The sequence below is a fragment of the Aquiflexum sp. TKW24L genome (assembly GCF_023502205.1).
In the GTDB taxonomy this organism is placed as follows: Bacteria; Bacteroidota; Bacteroidia; order Cytophagales; family Cyclobacteriaceae; genus Cognataquiflexum.
In genome coordinates this window covers 15,531-35,837 of sequence record NZ_JAMFLG010000044.1, presented here as the reverse complement: position 1 = coordinate 35,837, position 20,307 = coordinate 15,531, and the positions used below count along the sequence as shown (strand labels likewise).

Below are 20,307 nucleotides of genomic sequence, written 5' to 3'. Positions count from 1 at the left end.
TAAGGAAGTTGGAAGTATGATTTACGAAGTACGATGTACTAGGCACAAAAGTATTAAGAAGTAATTTATCAACCTATCCACACTATATTCCTGTTTTTTCCATAAGAAATGCAGGTAATTTTATTGAAATATTTAAATTAGAAATTCATTCAAAATTTTTCAAAAATGACAACAATAGATCCAATGATTTTGGCCAAAGCAAACAGCTGGCTAAGCAGTAACATTGACGAAAAGAGTAAAAAGGAAATAAAGGCTTTGCTAGATTCACCTGATAAAACCGAATTGATTGATTCTTTCTACAGGGATCTTGAATTTGGAACAGGAGGTCTTAGAGGGCTCATGGGTGTAGGTTCCAACAGAATGAATGTCTATACCGTTGCCATGGCCACTCAGGGATTGGCAAATTACTTGTTGAAATGCTTTCCCGGCGAAGACATCAAAGTCGCCATTACCCATGATTGTCGGATCAACAACACACTTTTTGCAAGTACAACTGCCAATGTTTTTACTGCCAATGGGATTAAAGTGAAGTATTTCAGACAAATGCGGCCAACTCCGATGCTATCTTTTGCTATCCGCCATTTCGGTTGCAAAAGTGGTGTCATGGTCACCGCTTCACACAATCCAAAAGAATACAATGGGTACAAGGCCTATTGGGATGACGGCGGTCAGGTAGTGGCACCACATGACAAAAACATCATAGACGAGGTCTTGAAGATCACTTCGATGGATGATGTCAATTGGAATAAAAATGACGAGCTGATCGAATATATTGAGGAGGATTTCGATGAGATCTATATGGAATTGGTCAAAAAACTAAGCCTTTCCAAAAATGAAATCCAGGCACAGAAAAACATGCCAATAGTTTTCTCTCCGATTCATGGCGCTTCGGGTGTAATGGTACCTGCGGCTTTGAAGGCTTTTGGATTTGAAAATGTCCATATTGTTAAAGAACAGGAACAGCCGGACGGCACTTTTCCTACTGTCATTTACCCAAATCCTGAAGAGGCCGAAGCACTGACCATGGCGATTGAACTTGGAAAGAAAACAGGTGCTGAACTTGTTTTGGCCTGTGACCCTGACGGAGACCGATACGCAGCTTGTGTCCCGGATGGGAAAGGTGGATATGATTTATTAAACGGAAATCAAACCGGTGCATTGCTGACCTATTACCTTTTGAGCAAATGGAAGGAACTTGGGAAACTTGATGGAAATCAATTTATGGTGAATACCATCGTAACCACAGAGCTTATCGATGAGATCTGCAAAGGTTTTGGAGTAACTTGTTACTCAGTATTGACTGGATTCAAAAATATAGCTGAAATCATCCGCAATCTGGAAGGCAAGAACCAATTTATCGCTGGCGGCGAAGAAAGCTATGGATACCTTGTCGGGGATTTTGTAAGAGACAAAGATGGCGTTTCTGCCTGTGCGATGGTTTCCGAAATAGTCGCCTACTACAAAACCCAAGGCAAATCCATTCAAAATGTATTGGCTGAAATTTATACACAATTTGGGTTCTACAAAGAATCCCTGATCTCTGTTACCAAAAAAGGGAAAGATGGAGCAGAACAAATCCAAAATCTCATGACCGGATTTAGAACCAACAGACCAAAAGAGATGAATGGCATCAAGGTGGTAAAAGTGGTTGATGTCAAGGAAAGTAAGGTTTATGATACTGCCAATGGCACTGAATCCACACTAAAAATGGATAAATCGAATGTCATTCAATTCTATTTGGAAGACGGGAGCAAGATCTCGGCAAGGCCCTCTGGTACCGAACCTAAAATCAAATATTATTTCTCGGTAAATGAGCCACTTCCAAACAGAGAAGCCTACAAAGCTGTGGAAGCATCTTTAGAAGGAAAAATCGAAGGTTTAAAAAAGTTTTTTAGCTGATCTGGCTAAAACATGAGTGTTCCAAAAAGGTCATCCTGCTATCCAGGGTGGCCTTTTTAATTTTTTATGATTAGCTGTACAATTTAATAAATCCAAGCTCTTGGCTAGCCTGGTATCATTAATTTAATTTTTACCCTATTTTTGTCACTTACAAAACATCCTCCCGGGAAAAATTTCCGTTATTCCAAAAAACCTTATCCTACTATGAAGAATTTCCTTACCCTGATAATTTTTTCTTTTTCTATTCTTATTCTTACTTCCTGTGGAAAGGACGAAGTTCCTAAACCTGAATATTATTACAAATTTAAGGTCAATGGCGTGCAAAAGGAATTCAAAGCCAGTGATGACGCCAGCATATTTTTTACCCAAGACCAAGGATCTACTAACAGACGGACTTTATTTACCATGGTGTCAGGAACAGATCCACTCAAAAACACCATCGTAATGTCCTACCGAAGTCCGACTTCAATTGTCGTTGGAAATACTTATCAGATGCAGGCTCCGATTATAATAGGTGGTGTCGAAAACCCTTCTATACTTTTCTTCTATTTTGATGAAAACGGGAAGGAATACGGGGCATCTCTTTTAAAAAGCAGTAATCCTGGAGCAAATGACAATGTATTTTTCTCTTTCACCGAATTTTCAAATGAAAATTCAAAAGGAAATTTTGAAGCTGTCATTTTTGACCTCTCAGCAACAGGTGATCTTAACAGAAGAGAGGTAGTGGAGATAACAGAAGGAGAATTTTTTCTACCAAACTTTATCTCAATTTTGTAAGGATTGACAAATCAGACCTCTAATTGAAGATTAGGAAATTTCAGAAAACAATTATAACCAAATAAAAATATCCTATTGATGGGGAGCATTTTTTCAATCTTAAACTCTCCCCACATGCACCAAAGCGTCCCCTGAGTTGACAACCGGATTATTATTTAGGCCAACGACATGGCCATTGTGCAGGGCCTTTACCGGAACTTTTACCTGTCCGTATGGGTCTGTAATTTTAGCTAGAATCTGTCCTTTTCTCACCGCCTCACCCAATTTGACTGTGGAAGTAAAAATGCCGGAAACTTTTGCTCTTACCCATGAGCTTTCTGAAATCAAGATGGTAGGCTTTGGTGGAATGGAACCTTTCATCATTCCCAAATGGATCAACATTCTTTGCGTGCCTAAAAGTGCTTCATCTACGGCATATTCATCCAAACGCATGGATTCACCGCCTTCATATACCAAAATGTGTTTCCGGCGCTTATAGGCTTCTTTTCTGAAAGATTTATCGATATGAGGTGAATTTAAAATATAATGCGTACCAAATGCAGTGGCAAGCTCCACTCCTTTTTTGTCTTTATAATCTACCCTTATTTGTGGATAATTGGAGAGCATTCTTCCGCCAGTATGAAAATCTATGCCGTAGTCAATTAGTGGGATTATTTCATTGGTTAGAATGAAGGCAATCTGAGAGGCCAACGAACCTTTTTTATTTCCAGGAAAACTCCTGTTGAGGTCTCTTCCATCAGGAAATGTCCTTGAACTGCTCAAAAACCCATAAACATTTACTAAAGGCATAAAAATTACTGTTCCTTTTATGAGGGAAATCAGTTTTTCTTCAAGCATCCGCCTCACAGCCACGATACCATTGATCTCATCTCCGTGGACTCCACCCGAAATCAAAACTACCGGACCGTCTTCTTTGGCCCGATTGATAAAAATAGGCAGGTCAATTAAAGTATGTGTGGGTAACCTCGCAATTGCAATGTCAATATTCATCGATTGTCCGGGGCTAACTTTGACCCCATTGATGACCATTTCTTTCATATAAATAGATTCTAAAAGGGCTGTATTCTTTCTATTTGACCAAATTCTTGTTTAATTCGCAGGTACGGATCAAAGCCATGAATATACAAGAAAACATTTCTCTATTGCCCTTCAACACTTTTGGAATTGATAAAAATGCGAGATTTTTTGCTATCGCAAAAACTACTGAAGAAGTAAACCAGCTCCTCCTAAAGGCAAAAGAAATGGATCTTCCACTTTTTATTTTGGGAGGTGGCAGCAACATTCTTTTGACAAGAAACATTGAGGCTTTGGTATTAAAAATAGAAATCAAGGGATTTGATTTGGTTGGAGAAAGTGATAAAGATGTATTGGTCAAAGTTGGTGCGGGAGAAAACTGGCACGACTTTGTAATGCATTGCATCCAAAACAATTATGCCGGGGTGGAAAATTTATCTTTGATCCCAGGTACGGTAGGCGCCTCCCCTATGCAAAATATCGGTGCTTACGGCGTTGAAATCAAAGAAGTCTTTGACCATTTGGAAGCTATTGACAGAAATACTTTAAAACTTAGGACATTTTCATCGGAGGAATGTGAGTTTGGTTATCGTGAAAGTGTATTCAAACATGAATTAAAGGACCGTTTTGTCATCACCCATGTCGTCTTCCGCTTATCTAAAACATCCCACATAAATGCCGAATATGGGGCAATTAGACAGACATTGGCGGAAAAGGGGATTCAATCCCCAACCATCAAGGACATCAGCGATGCCGTTATAGAGATCAGACGGAGCAAATTGCCAGATCCTGCCATCATCGGAAATGCTGGAAGTTTTTTCAAAAACCCAACAGTTTCAGTCTTGTCATTTGAAAAAATAAAATCAGAATTTCCAAATGTCCCGGGATTTCCAAATGAAGACGGTATCAAAATCCCTGCTGCATGGCTCATTGAACAAGCCGGATGGAAAGGAAAAAGATTCGGAAACATAGGCGTTCATCAATTTCAGCCATTGGTATTGATTAATTATGGCGGCGGCGATGGAATCGAAATCAAAGACCTAAGTAAAAAAATCCAAGATTCTGTTCAGGAAAAGTTTCACATTATCCTTCATCCCGAGGTCAATTTTCTCTAAATCAGCGGATCTTCAAATATGACTTCTTTTTCATATTTGAAAACTTCAACACCAAACTTTTTCAAAAACTCAAGGCCTTCATCAAAAGGTAAACCCTTGTATTCCGCATAAGAAAACATGTATACCACTTTGACGATTCCCATTGAAAAGATGATTCTTGCACAGGCAAGACAGGGTGCCAAAGTCACATAAAGCGTGGATCCATCTACCGAAGTACTATTTTTGACGGCATAGAGAATTGCATTTTGCTCGGCATGTAAAGCGAGCGTGCAGCTACCTTTGCTGTCTCTGGCACAACCTGTCTCGGGAAATTCCTCGTCACAATTATGCGTCCCGGCCGGAGGTCCGTTGTACCCAATCGAAATGATCCGGGTATCTTTTGTCAAAACCGCGCCGACATGCTTTTTGATGCAATGCGATCTTTTGGCCAAGTTGACCGCCAACTCCATGTAGATATCATCAAAATCAGGCCTTATTGTATTCATCATTTTAATCGGATTGGTGCGCAATTTATGTCCATTCTTGACAATTTTATTCAAAAACCAAAAGTAAAAAAACTGCAATTTCTTTTAACAATTATCAAGGATTACTCATCATGTATCTTAAATCACCAAAATTTAAGCTGAAAATAAGTTTTCTTTGTACCTGACAAGAAATGAACTTCTATGGAAAAAGAGAATTTATCAGAACAGGATTTAATCGTAAGGGACTATTTAGCCAGACAAAGGACCTACCTTGCCAATGACCGTACCTTGCTATCCTTCATCCGAACATCCTTATATTTTTTGGTCAGCGGCACTGCTTTGATGGAAGTGAATGCTTTGGATCATGTCCGACACCTTGGTTGGGTGGCATTTGCACTAAGTCTAGGAACGCTGGTTTTGGGAATCTACAGTTTTATCAAAGTGAAGAAAAGGCTTAAGGAACATTACTATCAGAAGATGTAGTTCTTCTCCCAACGTTTTTTTGGACAAAAGCGAAGAACCTTATCTAAAAATTATTTGTAATCAATATTGAGATTGTATTTTTGATTCACAAGTTATTCGCAGATTCCTGAATGGGTTGTTTCAAATTTCAAAACATAATAAAAAAAAAGGATATTGAAATTAGCCGCAGTTGATATAGGTTCCAATGCCATCAGGTTGCAAATCACCAATGTGACCCACTACGAAGGTAAAACCAATTTCAAAAAATTAGAATACCTGCGATTTCCATTACGGCTAGGGCTTGATGTTTTTCATACTCAAAAAATCTCAGACATAAACCGGAAGAAATTTATCAAATTGATGAAGGCCTTCAAACTCCTTATTGACCTTTATGAAGTCGACGACTACATGGTATGCGCTACTTCAGCGATGAGAGAATCCGTGAATGGAAGGGAAATCTGCGAGGAAGTCAGGGAAGAGATTGGCATGAAAATCAACATCATAGATGGAAACCATGAAGCCGAATTGATCAACATGGCCCTCGGTGGATACATTGATGAAAAATCATACCTCCACATTGACGTCGGGGGAGGAAGTACCGAATTGAATATCTACATCAACCAAGAAAAAATCGCTACCAAGTCTTTTAAAATCGGTTCTGTCCGTGCCTTGGATGATAGCATCCCGTTATCCGTTTGGAGAAGCATGAACAAATTCATCACCGATCATGTGACAAAACAGGACAACATCACCAGTATTGGCACCGGAGGCAATATCAGTAAAATTTTGGATCTCACCAGTCCAAGAAAAAATGTGAGGGCCTTAAGTATCGAAAAGATCAAAGAAGTACAAGCCTACCTAGAATCCTTTACTTACGAAGAAAGGATCAACAAACTAAACCTCAATCCTGACAGGGCAGATGTGATTATTCCAGCTTCCAAAATTTACCTTGCAGCGATGTCTGCAGCATCCTCCAAAAAAATGATAGTACCGGATGTGGGGCTTAAAGATGGCCTGATGCAGGTATTATACAGAAAAAATAAAAACAAAAGGCTGTGAAATCACAGCCTTTTGTTTTTGGGAATTATATAGAATCTAGCCTATCAATTTGACTTGTCTGATATTTTCAGCATTAAGTTTAAAGAATTCCTTGTGAACATTAAATTCCACTTCTCCGTCATGGGCAATTTTAGGTAAATAATTCCCATCCTCCTGCATGATGTATGAGTTTACATTGTCTCTTAAGTTGAAAGCAATAATGTTCATCAGCTGCTTTTCAAGGAAGGGATCCTGCACCCTGAAGAGGGACTCGAGTCTTTTATCAAAGCTTCTTACCATCATATCGGCACTTCCAGCGTAAGTTCTTGTTTGACCATTATTGTGAAAATGGTAAATCCTTGAATGCTCCAAAAAATCTCCCACCAAGGATAAAACCTGGATATTTTCACTCAATCCTGTTCTCCCGGGACGCAGGCAGCATATTCCTCTAATGATCAGCTTGACAGGAACACCTGACTGAGATGCCCTATACAAAGCATAAATGATTTCAGAATCTTCCAATGAATTGACTTTGATGAAGACGCCTGAAGGCAGCCCTGACCTGGAATTGCTGGCCTCCTGCTCTATAAATTCAATCAACTGATTCCTCATATCCCTCGGTGCCGTGATCAGATTCTGATAAGTGGAAGGCATTGAATGACCGGTGATGACGTTGAAAAACTCTGAAACGTCATTTGCCAAAGTTTCATTGGTTGTCAATAGTCCGATGTCCGTATATAGCCTTGCGGTTTCCTCATTGTAATTTCCGGTTCCAAGGTGGATGAATCTAGTTACCCTGTTTTCATCCTTTTTGACGATCAATAGGAGTTTGGTGTGGGTTTTCACGTTACTGATGCCATATATCACAAAACAACCTGCCTTTTGAAGTTTTTTGGCCTCTCGGATATTATTTTCTTCATCAAACCTCGCTTTTACTTCAAAGAGAACGGATACGTGCTTCCCATTTTCAGCAGCCCTCAGCAATGCTTTCGTAATTCGGCTTTCTTTGGCCAACCTGTAAATGGTCATTTTGATGGCCATTACAGAAGGATCATCTACGGCTTTTTCAATCAGTTCAAGAATCGGATCAATGTTGTTATAAGGGTGATGCAAAAGGATATCGCGTTCTTTAAGAACTTGAAATATATCTTCTGATCCCTCCTCAGGATAAGAAAGTGGGGGAACAGGTGCAGGTATCTGCGGTAATTTGTCTTTGAAACGTCTGTTGCCTATCACTTGCCAAAGTCCTGTAAAATCCAGCATGCTCGCTCGCTCCACTTTGAAGATACTGTCATCTCCAATATTCCATCGCTCTTTCAGCAAACTTACCATCCAACGGCTGTATCCCTCCTCGATTTCGATCCTGACGACCCTACCTGTCTTGCGCTCATTCAGTTTCCTTTTGACTTCTTCCAGAAAGTTCGCATCCATGTCCTCACTTTCTTCCAAAGTAAAATCCCCATTTCGGGTAATCCTAAATAGGTTGATGGACTCAATATTTACATTACGAAACAAGGAGATGATATTCTCACGGATGACTTCCTCTATGGGAACGTAAACAACCATATCTTCTCTTTCGATCTCAAAAAAACGTGGGATATTGGCTGGAATCTGAACAAAAGAAAGTTTTCTGTTATCTTTTTTGTCACCCGGCGCCAAAGTGACCACCCCAAAAATCAGGAGCTTATTCATCAAAATCGGAAAGGTCCGATATCCATCAAAAACCATGGGAGTCAGCATGGGGTATACTGCCTTTAGGAAATACGACTTGATATATTCCTGCTCTTCGGGTTCAAGGTTTTTTACATTACTCAGGCTAAAACCATCTTCTGACATCTTGGGAAGAAGTTCTCTGAGAAAGTGTTCCTGCTGTCGTCTATGGAATTCCTGACATTCCAGCATCAGCTTCATTTTGAATGGTTCCTCTCTCAAACCAGAATAATCGACCCTTTCTTTGTCATAATCCAGGTAATTATACAATGAACCTATTCTAATCATAAAAAACTCATCCAGATTGGATGCTGTAATGGCCAAAAATTTCAATTTCTCAAAAATACACCGGCTCTTTTTCTTGGATTGATCTAGGACCCGGTCGTTAAATTTCATCCAACTCAGGTCTCTACTGATCAGATCACTGCTTACAATGATGTTTTCAAATTTATCTTTAGAAGTTACTCTCATGATAATATGCTGTATGATACAAATCTAATAATCTATGGAATTCATTTTTCCCCAAAGGGTTAATTAATCTTTAATAAACAAAAAAAAAGGGCTTAAGGCCCTTTTTCAATCGAATTCTTGAAAATTAGGTGTCTATCTTGGCGTATTTCGCATTTTTCTCAATGAACTCCCGTCTCGGCGCTACCTCATCCCCCATCAACATGGAAAATAAATGGTCGGCTTCTGCGGCTGATTCTATGGTCACCTGCTTCAAAGTTCTTGTATTCGGATCCATGGTGGTATTCCAAAGCTGCTCTGGATTCATTTCACCCAGACCTTTGTATCGCTGGATATTGACACTTTCCTCTTTCCCTTCACCGGCCATTTCACGGGTCAGTCTTTTTCTTTCTTCTTCATTCCAACAATACCTTTCGTCTTTGCCTTTCTTCAACAAATAAAGTGGTGGCTGGGCAATATATACATAGCCATTTTCTATCAAAGGACGCATATATCTGAAAAACAAGGTCAAGATCAAGGTCCTGATGTGAGATCCGTCAATATCAGCATCCGTCATGATGACGATCTTATGGTATCTCAAGGATGACATATCCAGTCCCTTGTCATCATTGACAGTCCCAAATCTTACTCCTAGCGCAGTCAGGATATTTTTTATTTCTTCGTTGTCGTATATCTTATGCTCGTGGGCTTTTTCTACATTTAGAATTTTACCTTTGAGCGGGAGAATAGCCTGAAAATCTCTGTCTCGTCCCTGCTTTGCAGATCCACCGGCAGAGTCCCCTTCGACAAGATAAAGTTCACATACAGTTGGATCGGAGTTGGCACAATCGGCTAGTTTACCCGGAAGACCTCCTCCTCCAAGGACATTTTTACGCTGTACCATTTCACGTGCCTTACGAGCCGCGTGTCTTGCCTGCGCGGCAAGCACTACTTTGCCGACAATAATCTTGGCTTCTTTTGGATGTTCCTCCAGCCACGACTGCAAAGTTTCCGAAACAGCACTGTTCACAGCTCCCTGTACATCGGAATTTCCGAGTTTTGTTTTTGTCTGCCCTTCAAACTGCGGTTCTTGTACTTTTACTGAAATCACAGCTGTCAAACCTTCGCGGAAGTCATCACCCGAAACTTCAAGCTTTAACTTTTCAAGCATCCCAGATTTATCCGCATAGCTTTTGAGTGTTCTTGTCAACGCCATTCTAAAACCGGAAACGTGCGTTCCACCTTCATAAGTATTGATGGTATTGACATAAGAAACGACATTTTCAGAATAGGATGAGTTGTAACTCATAGCTACCTGAACCGGCACATTTCCTTTTTCAGATTCTATGTAAATAGGATATTCAATGATTTTTTCTTTGGAGGCATCGAGGTATTGGACAAATTCTACCAAACCACCTTCCGAAAAGAATTCGTCGGATCTTGGTGACCCATCGTCTTCCAATTCCCTGTAATCTTTTAAGAATAACCTGATTCCGGCATTCAAGAAAGACATTTCCCTTAATCTCGTGGCGATGGTTTCATACTTAAACTCCGTATGGGTAAAAATGGAGTCGTCAGGTTTGAAGTGAATGGTTGTGCCTCTTTTATCAGTGACTCCAATCTCCCTTACGGGATATTGAGGAACACCAATTTTATATTCTTGCTCATAAACCTTCCCATTTCTGTGAACAGTTGCTTTTAAATCTGTTGAAAGGGCATTCACGCAGGAAACACCTACACCATGAAGGCCACCTGATACTTTGTATGTATCCTTATCAAACTTTCCTCCTGCGTGAAGGACCGTCATGACGACTTCAAGGGCGGATTTTTTTTCTTTGTGGTGCATATCCGTCGGAATCCCCCGACCATTATCTTCCACAGTGACAGAATTGTCAACATTGACGGCGACGTGAATGGCGTCGCAATGTCCGGCTAGGGCCTCGTCAATGGAGTTATCTACTACTTCCCAAATAAGGTGATGAAGTCCTTTGACTCCAATGTCACCGATGTACATAGCAGGTCTTTTTCTAACTGCTTCTAAACCTTCTAAAACCTGGATATTATCTGCTGAATAATCCTGTTGATTTCCTTCTTTTTTTTCGCTCATAACTTGGTTAAAATGCCTTTTTTCATTAAAAAAAAGAGATTTTTTCATTCTTTAATTAACCCGTAATTATACACAAAAAAATCGAGAGCGCCTACCCAAATTTTACCTTAAAAAAGGCTAGTACGATCATTTTAATTCGATTCTACAAATTTGCCAAAGTCCAAGATTTCTTATGGTATATAATCCCTAAAGCAGAATAATTAAAATTTGTATTTTAGACATTTTTAGGATGTTCATACCTTTTTTTTAACATTTTATTTACAATTGTTTAATATTTATCTGTTTATGTTAAACAAATATTACGATGTTTGACTTAAACACGGGAGATCTCACCCTTTCAACATTATTCAAATCCATACTAACTAAAATAACAAAACTATGAACACCCTATTAGCAGCAGAATTGATTGGTCTCGATAAGATCATCAACAGTGACCCCGTAGCCATAACCTTTTTCATGGGGTATATGGCTATGTTTGCATCAGCAGTTTTCTTTTTCGTAGAAAGAAATTCTGTGAGCGACAAGTGGAAAACATCTTTATTAGTTTCTGGTCTAATCACCGGGATTGCAGCAGTACATTACTATTACATGAGAGATTTTTATTTACAGACTGGGCAAAGCCCAACAGCATTCAGATATGTCGATTGGACCTTGACAGTTCCATTGATGTGTGTTGAATTTTATTTACTCACCAAACCTTTTGGTGCAAAGACCAGTACCCTTACCAAACTGATTCTTGCGTCTTTATTGATGCTGATAGCAGGGTATATCGGAGAGACTTCAGGTATTGAGAGTAATGTGATGTGGGGAATTATTTCAACGATCGGTTACTTATACATTGTATATGAAGTGTTTGCAGGTGACGTTGCTAAATTGGCGAAAAGTTCCGACAGCCCTGCTTTAGGAAGAGCAATGTTCCTTTTGAAAATATTCATCACTCTAGGCTGGTCAATCTATCCTTTGGGTTACATGGTATTGCCGGGAAATCTATTGTCGGGTGCATTTGAAGTTAGTAGCATTGATTTGTTTTACAATGTGGCTGATGCTGTCAACAAAATCGGTTTCGGTTTGGTGATCTATTCAGTAGCCATTTCTGAGACAAACAAAAATAAAAAAGTACAACACGCATAAATTCTGAAAAAGACCTCTCCCAAATTGGAGAGGTCTTTTTTTTCCAACCCAAAAAGACCTATGGTAACCTACGATTATATCATTACAGGACTTGGATGCGCAGGTTTAAGTTTGATTTATTATTTGCTTGATAGTCCTCTCAAGGACAAAAAGATCTTACTTATTGACAATTCATCCAAAACTGAAAATGATCGTACATGGTGCTACTGGGCAGAAAAACCTTTTGAAATCCATCCAAAAAACAGCCCTTTAATTTTTTGGGATACTATCAAAATTGCTGAATCAAAAGAATCAGTTTCCGCTTATCTCGAGGATCTCAAATACTTCCATATTAAATCCTCAGATTTTTATAAGGAAGTGATTGACAAAATTAAAAAGCATCCAAATGTCTCATTTCTGAAAGACAGTGTAGAACAAATCCAAAGTTCAGGAAAAAGTATTGTGCAAGTGAAGACTTCCAATTCAGGGATATTCAGGTCTGAATTGCTGTTTAACAGTATACCGATGTCTTCCTATCTAAATGAATCTCCGATTTTAAAGCAAGTATTTGTGGGATGGAATGTTTCTAGCAATCAAGAAAGTTTTGATCCAAGTGCTGTCTCCTTGATGCACTTTGTTTCGGATCAAAAACGCAAAACGGATTTCTTTTACATCCTACCTTACACTGCGAAACACGCTTTAATAGAATACACCCTCTACACCAAAAATGAGATTGACATGAAGGTGATGGAGTCAAAGCTTTCAGAATATTTGGAAAATGAACTTGGCCTGACTGATTATCAAATCCATTTCAAAGAATCGGGCAGTATTCCAATGTCAACGTTAGGATTTCCTCCACCCACTGACCCAAATATCATCCATCTTGGAACTTTGGCTGGTTGCTCCAAACCATCCACAGGTTATACTTTTTATGATATCCAAAAACATTGTAGATCAATTGTCAGTGAGTTAAGTTTTACCGGCAAAGTGAGTTCCAGAATATGGGACAGAAAAAAAAGGTTTGGCTTTTATGACAATATTATTTTAAACATTGCTGTGAAATGGCCTGCTTCATTGCCCGACATATTCCGGAAGATGTTTGCTAAAAACCAAGCCAAGCTGGTGTTAAAATTTCTTCATGAGGAAACAAGTCTTTGGGAAGAAATTAAGTTGCTGTCACGGATGAATTATTCCGTTTTCATAAAATCCCTGTTGAATTATGAAAAACATTGAGACGGCAGGCAAATTGTTGGGGACAGCTATAGGATTGACTTACCTCCTGTTTTTCGAAGGAAATGAGGTCTATCAATGGCTTTGTTTTGCAATCATCTTGATCACCATCGGAATCCCACATGGAGCAATTGACCACCTCCTGCTCAATCCGATCACAGATAGAAAAAACCTGATCAGATTCATACTCAAATACCTTGCAATCATCCTCGCATACCTGGCTATTTGGCTTATTTTCCCAATCTTGGCTTTGATTGCCTTTTTATTGATGTCAGCTTATCACTTTGGCCAAAGTCATTTTATCAAACTGAGGTTGGAAAAATATGATCGCTTGACCTACCTTTCATTAGGTTCATTTTTTCTTAGTGCAATTCTTTGGGGAGACTTTGGCTATACCACTTCTATATTGTCCAATATCACGGATGTAAGCTATTTAAACTCATATGGAATATTTGTGATCCTTGGAACATTTACCCTTTCCGCTGTCCTTATTTTGGCTAATTTCCATACCAAAGCTTTATGGCTCTTATTAGAAATCAGCCTCCTGGGTCTATTTTTATTTTATTTACCACTTCTTTTGGGATTTATCATTTACTTTGGATTTTGGCATTCCTTGCCAAGTATGGCTGAGGAATTTGAGGCGCTTAAAGATTACCTTGAAGATCAAAAAATCAAAAATTTCATTCAAAAACTATTGCCTTTTACCTTGATGAGTTTGGCTGGAATAGGCTTGGTCTTATTATTTTTTTATACTGTTATGGCGGTTGATCAATTGACCCTGCTTTTCTTTATCATGGTTTCATTGATTTCAGCCCCACATATTTGGTACATGAATTTATTTTTGGATAAAAGAAAAAATCAATATTGACCGGTACTCAATAAAACCAAAGTACAAGCCTCTAGTGTTTCAATACCGTTATCATTGGCAAGTTTTTCAAAGACACGATTCTCCGTCCCAGGGTTAAAAATGATTCTTTTTGGCTTCAGGGAAATAATGTAATCATACCATTCCGTTTGATTTTGGGGACCAAGGTAAAGCGTAACTGTATCAACATCCTTGATCTCGGGCTTTTGTTTGATATTCAAAATATCATTTCCGAACAAAACGCCGGTTTTGATTCCTACAGGCACGAAGGATAAATCCCTCTCGGCAAACATGCCAGCTGCTAAATAAGCGTATCGGGAAGAGTTTGTTGACGCTCCAATTATAACGGTCTTTTTCATATTGTTAATCTCTACTTCCCAAAACCTTATCTCTTTCAAAAGTCTCGATATGTCTTTGTTTTTTACTTTCGTATATGTCTTCTAAAGTGATCAGAATCCCTGTTTCTTCCACAGCACCAAACTCATCGTTCATTGCCGTGCCAAATGATTTCATCGTCGGGGACAGGTTCATGTAGGTATTGATCAAAGGAGGGATATTTTCCCCTAGGGCTCTTACCCTGCTGTTGAGCACTTTATATCCTTCCTTATAATCCAAGCCTTCCAGCATGCCTGAGAATCCCGAAATATCTGTCTCAAAAGTGAGGCGCAATTCTTCATATGGCCTTACCAGAATTTCACGATCAGGAAAGTAATATTGGAGAAAAAACAATAAAAAATCCCTCGCCTCTCTGTTGTAATGTGGGTACATCGTCACTTTCCCAAAGAGATATTTGATTTCGGGGTTGAGTTTCACTACAGCGCCAAGACCGTCCCAAAGATTGTCTAAAGAAAAAATTCCCTTTCTATTATCCAGGCTTGGTTGGTATTGGGGCTGAACAAAAGACCTCCCCAACTCAATAGTGTAGGGTATGTATTCTGTCAGAAATTTATCAGAAAAAGAAAATAAATGTGCAGTCGACAGGTTGATATTCCCCTTGTCGTCTTTTCCTGCTTCTTTGCATTTAATTAACCTATATCCTGCTACAATCTCTTCATCTTCCGGATTCCAGGTAATGAGTTGCTGGTAACAGTTGGGAATAATGTCATTGTCATCAATGTCAAGTGAAAGTCCTGTCCCTCCTCCGGCCGCCCTAAAAGTCAATTCCCTCAACCTTCCAATTTCCCGCATAATATTGGGTGAATTGTGGTGGTTGATCAAATAAATCAAGTTGTTACCGTTATTGGAATAACGCAAAAACCGATCGGAAGTAAGTTCCTTTTTAATCAATTCTCTACTAATTGCCGGGATTACCGCTTGCATAACTCTATCATTTAGGCCATTCTATAAACAATCTGCTTTACTTCCTCGGCCCATTCGTTTTCACTTTTTGACTTATCAAAATAACTGTAAGGAATCGGTTTTCCTACATGGATAATCACTTTTTTACCTCTTTGAGAAAACATTTCGTCAGGCAGATATAACATTTCAATATTGGTCTTGATGCCGATCCGCTTTCGGAGATTGGCGAAGTTATAGAAGAAATTTGAATTTCTACCTTCTATATATACCGGAACAATGTCCTTTTTATATTTCTTTGATTTGCTGATGAAACTTTTTTTCCACTCTAGGTCCTTGATACCGATTTCCTGCTTTCTGGAAACCAATCCTGCAGGAAAAACCAAAACCGCATAATCACCGGCATAGGTTTCCTCGATCAATTTGGAAACATCCCTGCTATTGGATCCAAGTTTATTAACAGGAACAAATAGCGGCTCAAAGTTTATGATATTGGTCAAAATGTCATTGACCAAAAACCTCAAGTCGCTCCTGTATTTACCCAAAGCAAACATAAAAGCTATACCGTCCATACCACCCAGGGGATGGTTAGAGGCAAAGATGACTGGTCGGTCCAAAGGTATATTTTCTGCACCTGTCAGTGTCACCTCTACCCCAAATTCACCGATCAAAGCATTGACAAACTCAAGCCCATGAAGGTGTCCGATATTGGCCATGACTTTATTGATCTCATTCTCATGTACAACTCTTTTGACATAATTGATCACAAAGCTTGGCAGCCAACGGTGTAAGCTCGCATTCTTGGATTTGAATACTTGATCAATGTCAATAAATGGCTTTTTCTCTTCCACTTTGTAAAGGCGATTCCGATCGATGATTAAGCAGGTTTCTTGTAACTTCCTTGTCCCCAACACTTATCAGGAATTAGGAAGGTTTCAAGTTTCTGTTAAAGTGATTTAACAAAAATCACGCGGCTAAAAATACAAATTTTTTACTTGGGACACGTAAAAATCATGGGTGGTGAAAATTAGTTTCTTGAACCATATTGGGAGTTTTATGTTTTAAAACAAACCTAACTCTTATGAAACTCGCCATCACAGGGCCTACCTCCGGAATCGGAGCCGTTGCTTTCTCCAAACTCACACCACATTTCAAAGAAGTCTTTATGATCGCGAGGAATGAGGCTAAAGCAAAGAAGCTTATCGAGACCCTCACCATTCAAGATCAAAAAAAAGTCAAATTTATATATTGCGATTTGACTGACATGGAATCAGTAGTCGCAGCGGCTAAAATCATAAAAGAGAAAACTTCTAATTTGGATGTATTGATCAACAATGCCGGCGGGATTTTTCAAAATAAGGAGATCACCAAAGATGGTTTTGAAATGAGTCTCGCTGCCAATCATTTGGGTCATTTTCTGTTGACACACCACCTTATGCCACTGCTATTGACTTCAGGAAGTCCAAAAGTAATCAATGTAAGTTCGGAAGCTCATCGTGCCGCAAAAGTGGATTTTAATGATTTGAACTATAAGCAGAAAAAATTCAGCTCGTTTACATCGTACGCCAACGTGAAACTTTTCAATATATTGTTTATAAAATCCCTTGCTGAAAAATTTGGAGAGAAAGGCCTGAATGCATTTTCACTTCATCCCGGAGTAGTCAAAACCAATTTCGGGAAAGAGACCGCAGGGATTTTTGGTTTTTTTTGGAAGCTTGCAGCGCCATTTATGATCACTGCAGCAGATGGAGCCAAAACGACTATCTATCTGGCCAAAACCAAAATCGATTCTCTAAAAAATGGATATTACTTCAAGAAAAGTAAACCTGTCAAACCCTCAACTGAAGCAAATTCCGAAAAAATGAGAGACAGGCTTTGGCTAGAAAGTGAAGCGTTATTGAAACATTGGTTATAATATTCAAAAATCAAAAGGAGGAAAATTTTCCTCCTTTTGATTACTTTAGATCATCCCAATTCCAATCTGCATTGATCTGACTGATCGCGTGGTGGGCGGTGAGATCGTATTGGCAGGGAACGATGGATACAAAGTTATTTGCAATCGCCCATTCATCGTTGTCCTCACCTTTGTCAAAGTTTACAAAGTTGCCTGCCATCCAGAAGTATTTCCTTCCATTTGGATCATATCTTTCGTCAAATTGCTCTTGCCACTTGGCGTGGGCCTGCCTGCAAACTTTTACGCCACGGATCGATTCGTTTCTTTTCGGAGGAAAATTAACATTCAAAGCGACTCCCTTGGCAATGCCGTTTTCTAATACCTGTTTGGCAATCTTATATACATACTCTTCAATATGGCTAAAATCAGCTTTGGAAGAATAATCGCACAGACTAAAACCTATGGAGGGAAGTCCTTCCATTGCTCCTTCAATAGCTGCTGACATAGTTCCGGAATATAAAACAGAAATCGAAGTATTGCTGCCATGATTGATTCCACTTACAACCAGATCCGGCTGCCGGTCCTTCATTACATGGTGCTTTGCAAGTTTGACACAATCTGCCGGTGTTCCACTGGATTTGTAAGCTACTACATCTTCGAAAATATCTTCTTCGTAAAGCCTGAGGGTTTCACCAATAGTAATTGCGTGGCCCATTCCGGATTGGGGGCTGTCGGGTGCTACCACCACTACGTCCCCTAATGTTTTCATAACATTTACCAATACCCTGATGCCTTTTGAAGTGATTCCATCATCATTGGAAACCAAAATCAATGGTTTTGTTGACATAAAAATTATCTAATTTGATTGTAATATGCGGTGATGCGGAGCAAATCTCCACGCTGGTCATGGGTCAACCTGTTCTTTCTCATGTATAGTTCCACCTCATCTGACCTGTCATAGAGAATGTCCAAAAGTTCTTTTTTCTTTTGGGAGTATTTCTGGATTTTTCCATCCTTGAGAAAATAAAAATTAAAAGCAAGTTTGTAAGCTCCGGACATCGGAGGTCCCCATATCGGGTTCATGGCCATGGGGGCATACATCCCCATACCCCTGTTATCAGTGGTAACATACTCCCTGCACAAGAGCACGATGTTATTTCCTTCTGTCAAGATTTCGAAGAAAATCGGGGTTTCGTATTCTCCGGTAAGAGAAAATGGCAATGAATAGAAAGTCCTTATTCCTCCATATTGCTCATCAAATATTTCAAATTGGACAACATTGGAAGCCCCGAAGGTTTCAATTCCGCTATTTTGAAGCTGTACAAGGTTATTTTCTAAATCATATTTCAAACTTCCCTGAAAAACCTGCCCGTTGGTGGTGTTAATCTGTCCCTTGTGCCATAGCTGTGAAGGAAATTGACCACTCTGGGCAAATCCATAGAGATTGACAAGAAATAAGAAAACTAATGTAAGTTGTATGTATCTCATCTCATTCTGTTATTGGGTTCTAATGAATAACGCAACCTAGATTGAATTGGTTGATACAATTTATGTTTTGTTAGGCAGAATATCGAATTTCAGACCAACAATTAGGTCCATTATTTGGCATTCTTAAGAATGGTATGCCCCATCTTGTCACGCTTAGTAGTAAGGTACTTTTCGTTATGGGGGTTTGGTGATATCTCAATAGGTATTTGATCTACTATTTCCAGTCCATATCCATTCAGGCCGACCCTTTTTGTAGGGTTGTTTGATATCAATCTGATTTTACTCACACCCAAATCCCTTAGTATCTGCGCTCCTACACCGTAGTCCCTTTTATCCATCGGAAGTCCAAGGGCAAGATTGGCCTGTACAGTATCCATTCCTTGTTCCTGGAGTTTGTATGCTTTGAGTTTGTTCAGCAAACCAATTCCTCTTCCTTCCTGATTCATATATAGGACAACTCCCTTTCCTTCCTTTTCGACCATTGCCATGGCCTTATGAAGCTGAGGACCGCAGTCACACCTGCAGCTTCCAAAAATATCACCTGTAACGCAGGATGAATGAACTCGGACCATGATGGGTTCATCAATCGTCCATGAACCTTTGATCAATGCAAGGTGCATATCATCCGTATTGGTTTGTCTGAATGCAATCAAATCAAAATCTCCTAGGGTGGTAGGCAATTCTACACCAATTTCTCTTTTAATCAAGCTTTCATTTTTCAACCTGTAGGCAATCAAATCTTTGATCGAAACCAACTTAAGATTGAAACGCTTAGCTACTTCCACGAGGTCTGGTAACCTCGCCATGCTTCCGTCCTCATTCATGATTTCGACGAGAACTCCTGCTGGAGACAATCCCGCAAGTCTTGCAAAATCAATCGCTGCCTCGGTATGTCCGGACCTTCTCAGTACACCTCCCCTTTTGGCTTTCAAAGGAAAAATATGTCCCGGCTTGCCCAATTCATCAGGATGAATACTGTCATCAATTAAAGCCCGGATGGTTTTTGCACGGTCGCTTGCTGAAATTCCGGTGGTACAGCCATGTCCAATCAGGTCCACAGATACGGTAAATGGCGTTTCAAAAGCTGCTGTATTATTTCCAACCATAAGCTGTAAGCCGAGTTGGTCACATCTGTCTTCAATCAGTGGTGCGCAGATCAGTCCCCTGCCATGAGTAGCCATGAAATTGATGATTTCGGGAGTCACTTTTTCGGCAGCACATATGAAATCTCCTTCATTTTCCCTGTCCTCATCATCGACTACGATGATCACTTCCCCATTTTTTATTGCTTTTACTGCTTCCTCTATCGGATCGAGATGTATTGAATTTGACATGGTTGATTTTTGAATTCTGGAATATTTCGGGTCAAAATTAGTACCCTTTGAGATACA

General features: G+C 39.5%; 19 protein-coding genes. 9 read left to right on the top strand and 10 right to left on the bottom strand.

Annotated features, from left to right (window positions below; translation table 11 throughout):
- The first annotated feature begins 165 nt into the window (after nt 1-165).
- Together M3O96_RS19600 and M3O96_RS19595 are read left to right on the top strand one after the other, a co-directional pair.
- Nucleotides 166-1,899, top strand: a complete 1,734-nt coding sequence (locus M3O96_RS19600) for a phospho-sugar mutase (RefSeq protein WP_249723514.1) — start codon at nt 166-168, stop codon at nt 1,897-1,899.
- A gap of 204 nt (nt 1,900-2,103) precedes the next feature.
- Complete coding sequence (locus tag M3O96_RS19595; RefSeq protein ID WP_249723513.1) at nt 2,104-2,676, top strand: hypothetical protein; 573 nt, start codon at nt 2,104-2,106, stop codon at nt 2,674-2,676.
- A gap of 99 nt (nt 2,677-2,775) precedes the next feature.
- Here the strand turns inward: M3O96_RS19595 and M3O96_RS19590 are convergent, their stop codons facing one another.
- A complete protein-coding gene (locus M3O96_RS19590; RefSeq protein WP_249723512.1) occupies nt 2,776-3,714 on the bottom strand; it encodes a succinylglutamate desuccinylase/aspartoacylase family protein in 939 nt (312 codons plus the stop codon).
- Nucleotides 3,715-3,791: 77 nt separating this feature from the next.
- Here M3O96_RS19590 and murB point away from each other — a divergent pair, with 77 nt between their 5' ends.
- Nucleotides 3,792-4,805 carry a UDP-N-acetylmuramate dehydrogenase gene (gene murB, locus M3O96_RS19585; protein ID WP_249723511.1) on the top strand — a complete coding sequence of 338 codons (1,014 nt, stop codon included), beginning with the start codon at nt 3,792-3,794 and terminating at the stop codon, nt 4,803-4,805.
- Here the strand turns inward: murB and M3O96_RS19580 are convergent.
- Complete coding sequence (locus tag M3O96_RS19580; protein WP_502798924.1) at nt 4,802-5,293, bottom strand: deoxycytidylate deaminase; 492 nt, start codon at nt 5,291-5,293, stop codon at nt 4,802-4,804. The genes murB and M3O96_RS19580 overlap by 4 nt on opposite strands.
- 177 nt (nt 5,294-5,470) lie before the next feature.
- On the opposite strand from M3O96_RS19580, the gene M3O96_RS19575 reads away from it, so the two are divergent.
- Nucleotides 5,471-5,752 carry a DUF202 domain-containing protein gene (locus M3O96_RS19575; protein ID WP_249723506.1) on the top strand — a complete coding sequence of 94 codons (282 nt, stop codon included), beginning with the start codon at nt 5,471-5,473 and terminating at the stop codon, nt 5,750-5,752.
- A 153-nt stretch (nt 5,753-5,905) separates the two neighbouring features.
- The gene (locus M3O96_RS19570) at nt 5,906-6,790 is read left to right on the top strand and encodes a Ppx/GppA phosphatase family protein (protein WP_249723505.1); all 885 of its coding nucleotides are present in this window, start codon (nt 5,906-5,908) and stop codon (nt 6,788-6,790) included.
- 36 nt (nt 6,791-6,826) lie between these two features.
- Here the strand turns inward: M3O96_RS19570 and ppk1 are convergent, their stop codons facing one another.
- Together ppk1 and gyrB are read right to left on the bottom strand one after the other, a co-directional pair.
- Nucleotides 6,827-8,950 (bottom strand): polyphosphate kinase 1, encoded by a 2,124-nt coding sequence (gene ppk1 / locus M3O96_RS19565; RefSeq protein WP_249723502.1) that lies wholly within the window; start codon nt 8,948-8,950, stop codon nt 6,827-6,829.
- Between the two features lie 124 nt (nt 8,951-9,074).
- A complete protein-coding gene (gene gyrB / locus M3O96_RS19560; protein WP_249723492.1) occupies nt 9,075-11,033 on the bottom strand; it encodes a DNA topoisomerase (ATP-hydrolyzing) subunit B in 1,959 nt (652 codons plus the stop codon).
- A 378-nt stretch (nt 11,034-11,411) separates the two neighbouring features.
- Between gyrB and M3O96_RS19555 the strand changes: the two genes are divergently transcribed.
- The 3 genes from M3O96_RS19555 to M3O96_RS19545 are packed head-to-tail and all read left to right on the top strand — an operon-like array spanning nt 11,412 to nt 14,241.
- A complete protein-coding gene (locus tag M3O96_RS19555; protein WP_249723490.1) occupies nt 11,412-12,164 on the top strand; it encodes a bacteriorhodopsin-like in 753 nt (250 codons plus the stop codon).
- 60 nt (nt 12,165-12,224) lie between these two features.
- On the top strand, nt 12,225-13,376 hold the full coding sequence (locus tag M3O96_RS19550; protein WP_249723489.1) for a lycopene cyclase family protein: 1,152 nt from the start codon (nt 12,225-12,227) through the stop codon (nt 13,374-13,376).
- Nucleotides 13,363-14,241 carry a Brp/Blh family beta-carotene 15,15'-dioxygenase gene (locus M3O96_RS19545; protein ID WP_249723482.1) on the top strand — a complete coding sequence of 293 codons (879 nt, stop codon included), beginning with the start codon at nt 13,363-13,365 and terminating at the stop codon, nt 14,239-14,241. The genes M3O96_RS19550 and M3O96_RS19545 overlap by 14 nt, the downstream gene beginning before the upstream one ends.
- Here the strand turns inward: M3O96_RS19545 and M3O96_RS19540 are convergent.
- From M3O96_RS19540 to glsA, 3 genes are read right to left on the bottom strand one after another with little or no spacing between them, the layout of a single operon-like run.
- A complete protein-coding gene (locus tag M3O96_RS19540) occupies nt 14,232-14,597 on the bottom strand; it encodes a CoA-binding protein (protein WP_249723481.1) in 366 nt (121 codons plus the stop codon). The two genes, M3O96_RS19545 and M3O96_RS19540, sit on opposite strands and share 10 nt — an antisense overlap.
- A gap of 4 nt (nt 14,598-14,601) precedes the next feature.
- Nucleotides 14,602-15,558, bottom strand: a complete 957-nt coding sequence (gene glsB, locus M3O96_RS19535) for a glycine N(alpha)-acyltransferase GlsB (RefSeq protein ID WP_249723480.1) — start codon at nt 15,556-15,558, stop codon at nt 14,602-14,604.
- 11 nt (nt 15,559-15,569) lie between these two features.
- A complete protein-coding gene (gene glsA, locus M3O96_RS19530; protein ID WP_249723479.1) occupies nt 15,570-16,385 on the bottom strand; it encodes a lyso-glycine lipid O-acyltransferase GlsA in 816 nt (271 codons plus the stop codon).
- 230 nt (nt 16,386-16,615) lie between these two features.
- On the opposite strand from glsA, the gene M3O96_RS19525 reads away from it, so the two are divergent.
- On the top strand, nt 16,616-17,449 hold the full coding sequence (locus tag M3O96_RS19525) for an SDR family NAD(P)-dependent oxidoreductase (RefSeq protein ID WP_249723470.1): 834 nt from the start codon (nt 16,616-16,618) through the stop codon (nt 17,447-17,449).
- A gap of 40 nt (nt 17,450-17,489) precedes the next feature.
- Here the strand turns inward: M3O96_RS19525 and surE are convergent, their stop codons facing one another.
- The 3 genes from surE to M3O96_RS19510 all read right to left on the bottom strand — a co-directional run bounded on the left by surE (nt 17,490) and on the right by M3O96_RS19510 (nt 20,250).
- The gene (surE, locus tag M3O96_RS19520; protein WP_249723468.1) at nt 17,490-18,275 is read right to left on the bottom strand and encodes a 5'/3'-nucleotidase SurE; all 786 of its coding nucleotides are present in this window, start codon (nt 18,273-18,275) and stop codon (nt 17,490-17,492) included.
- Nucleotides 18,276-18,280: 5 nt separating this feature from the next.
- Nucleotides 18,281-18,916, bottom strand: a complete 636-nt coding sequence (locus M3O96_RS19515; protein ID WP_249723467.1) for a hypothetical protein — start codon at nt 18,914-18,916, stop codon at nt 18,281-18,283.
- Between the two features lie 110 nt (nt 18,917-19,026).
- Complete coding sequence (locus tag M3O96_RS19510) at nt 19,027-20,250, bottom strand: bifunctional 3,4-dihydroxy-2-butanone-4-phosphate synthase/GTP cyclohydrolase II (RefSeq protein ID WP_249723466.1); 1,224 nt, start codon at nt 20,248-20,250, stop codon at nt 19,027-19,029.
- Nucleotides 20,251-20,307 lie beyond the last annotated feature (57 nt).

What these genes read in the sequence shown, in the direction of transcription:
- M3O96_RS19525 (WP_249723470.1), top strand. Translation starts at nt 16,616, where the DNA reads ATGAAACTCGCCATCACAGGGCCTACCTCCGGAATCGGAGCCGTTGCT.
- gyrB (WP_249723492.1), bottom strand. Translation starts at nt 11,033, where the DNA reads ATGAGCGAAAAAAAAGAAGGAAATCAACAGGATTATTCAGCAGATAAT.
- M3O96_RS19540 (WP_249723481.1), bottom strand. Translation starts at nt 14,597, where the DNA reads ATGAAAAAGACCGTTATAATTGGAGCGTCAACAAACTCTTCCCGATAC.
- M3O96_RS19545 (WP_249723482.1), top strand. Translation starts at nt 13,363, where the DNA reads ATGAAAAACATTGAGACGGCAGGCAAATTGTTGGGGACAGCTATAGGA.
- M3O96_RS19555 (WP_249723490.1), top strand. Translation starts at nt 11,412, where the DNA reads ATGAACACCCTATTAGCAGCAGAATTGATTGGTCTCGATAAGATCATC.
- M3O96_RS19550 (WP_249723489.1), top strand. Translation starts at nt 12,225, where the DNA reads ATGGTAACCTACGATTATATCATTACAGGACTTGGATGCGCAGGTTTA.
- M3O96_RS19580 (WP_502798924.1), bottom strand. Translation starts at nt 5,293, where the DNA reads ATGATGAATACAATAAGGCCTGATTTTGATGATATCTACATGGAGTTG.
- M3O96_RS19575 (WP_249723506.1), top strand. Translation starts at nt 5,471, where the DNA reads ATGGAAAAAGAGAATTTATCAGAACAGGATTTAATCGTAAGGGACTAT.
- murB (WP_249723511.1), top strand. Translation starts at nt 3,792, where the DNA reads ATGAATATACAAGAAAACATTTCTCTATTGCCCTTCAACACTTTTGGA.
- M3O96_RS19510 (WP_249723466.1), bottom strand. Translation starts at nt 20,250, where the DNA reads ATGTCAAATTCAATACATCTCGATCCGATAGAGGAAGCAGTAAAAGCA.
- M3O96_RS19595 (WP_249723513.1), top strand. Translation starts at nt 2,104, where the DNA reads ATGAAGAATTTCCTTACCCTGATAATTTTTTCTTTTTCTATTCTTATT.
- surE (WP_249723468.1), bottom strand. Translation starts at nt 18,275, where the DNA reads ATGTCAACAAAACCATTGATTTTGGTTTCCAATGATGATGGAATCACT.
- glsB (WP_249723480.1), bottom strand. Translation starts at nt 15,558, where the DNA reads ATGCAAGCGGTAATCCCGGCAATTAGTAGAGAATTGATTAAAAAGGAA.
- M3O96_RS19515 (WP_249723467.1), bottom strand. Translation starts at nt 18,916, where the DNA reads ATGAGATACATACAACTTACATTAGTTTTCTTATTTCTTGTCAATCTC.
- ppk1 (WP_249723502.1), bottom strand. Translation starts at nt 8,950, where the DNA reads ATGAGAGTAACTTCTAAAGATAAATTTGAAAACATCATTGTAAGCAGT.
- M3O96_RS19600 (WP_249723514.1), top strand. Translation starts at nt 166, where the DNA reads ATGACAACAATAGATCCAATGATTTTGGCCAAAGCAAACAGCTGGCTA.
- M3O96_RS19590 (WP_249723512.1), bottom strand. Translation starts at nt 3,714, where the DNA reads ATGAAAGAAATGGTCATCAATGGGGTCAAAGTTAGCCCCGGACAATCG.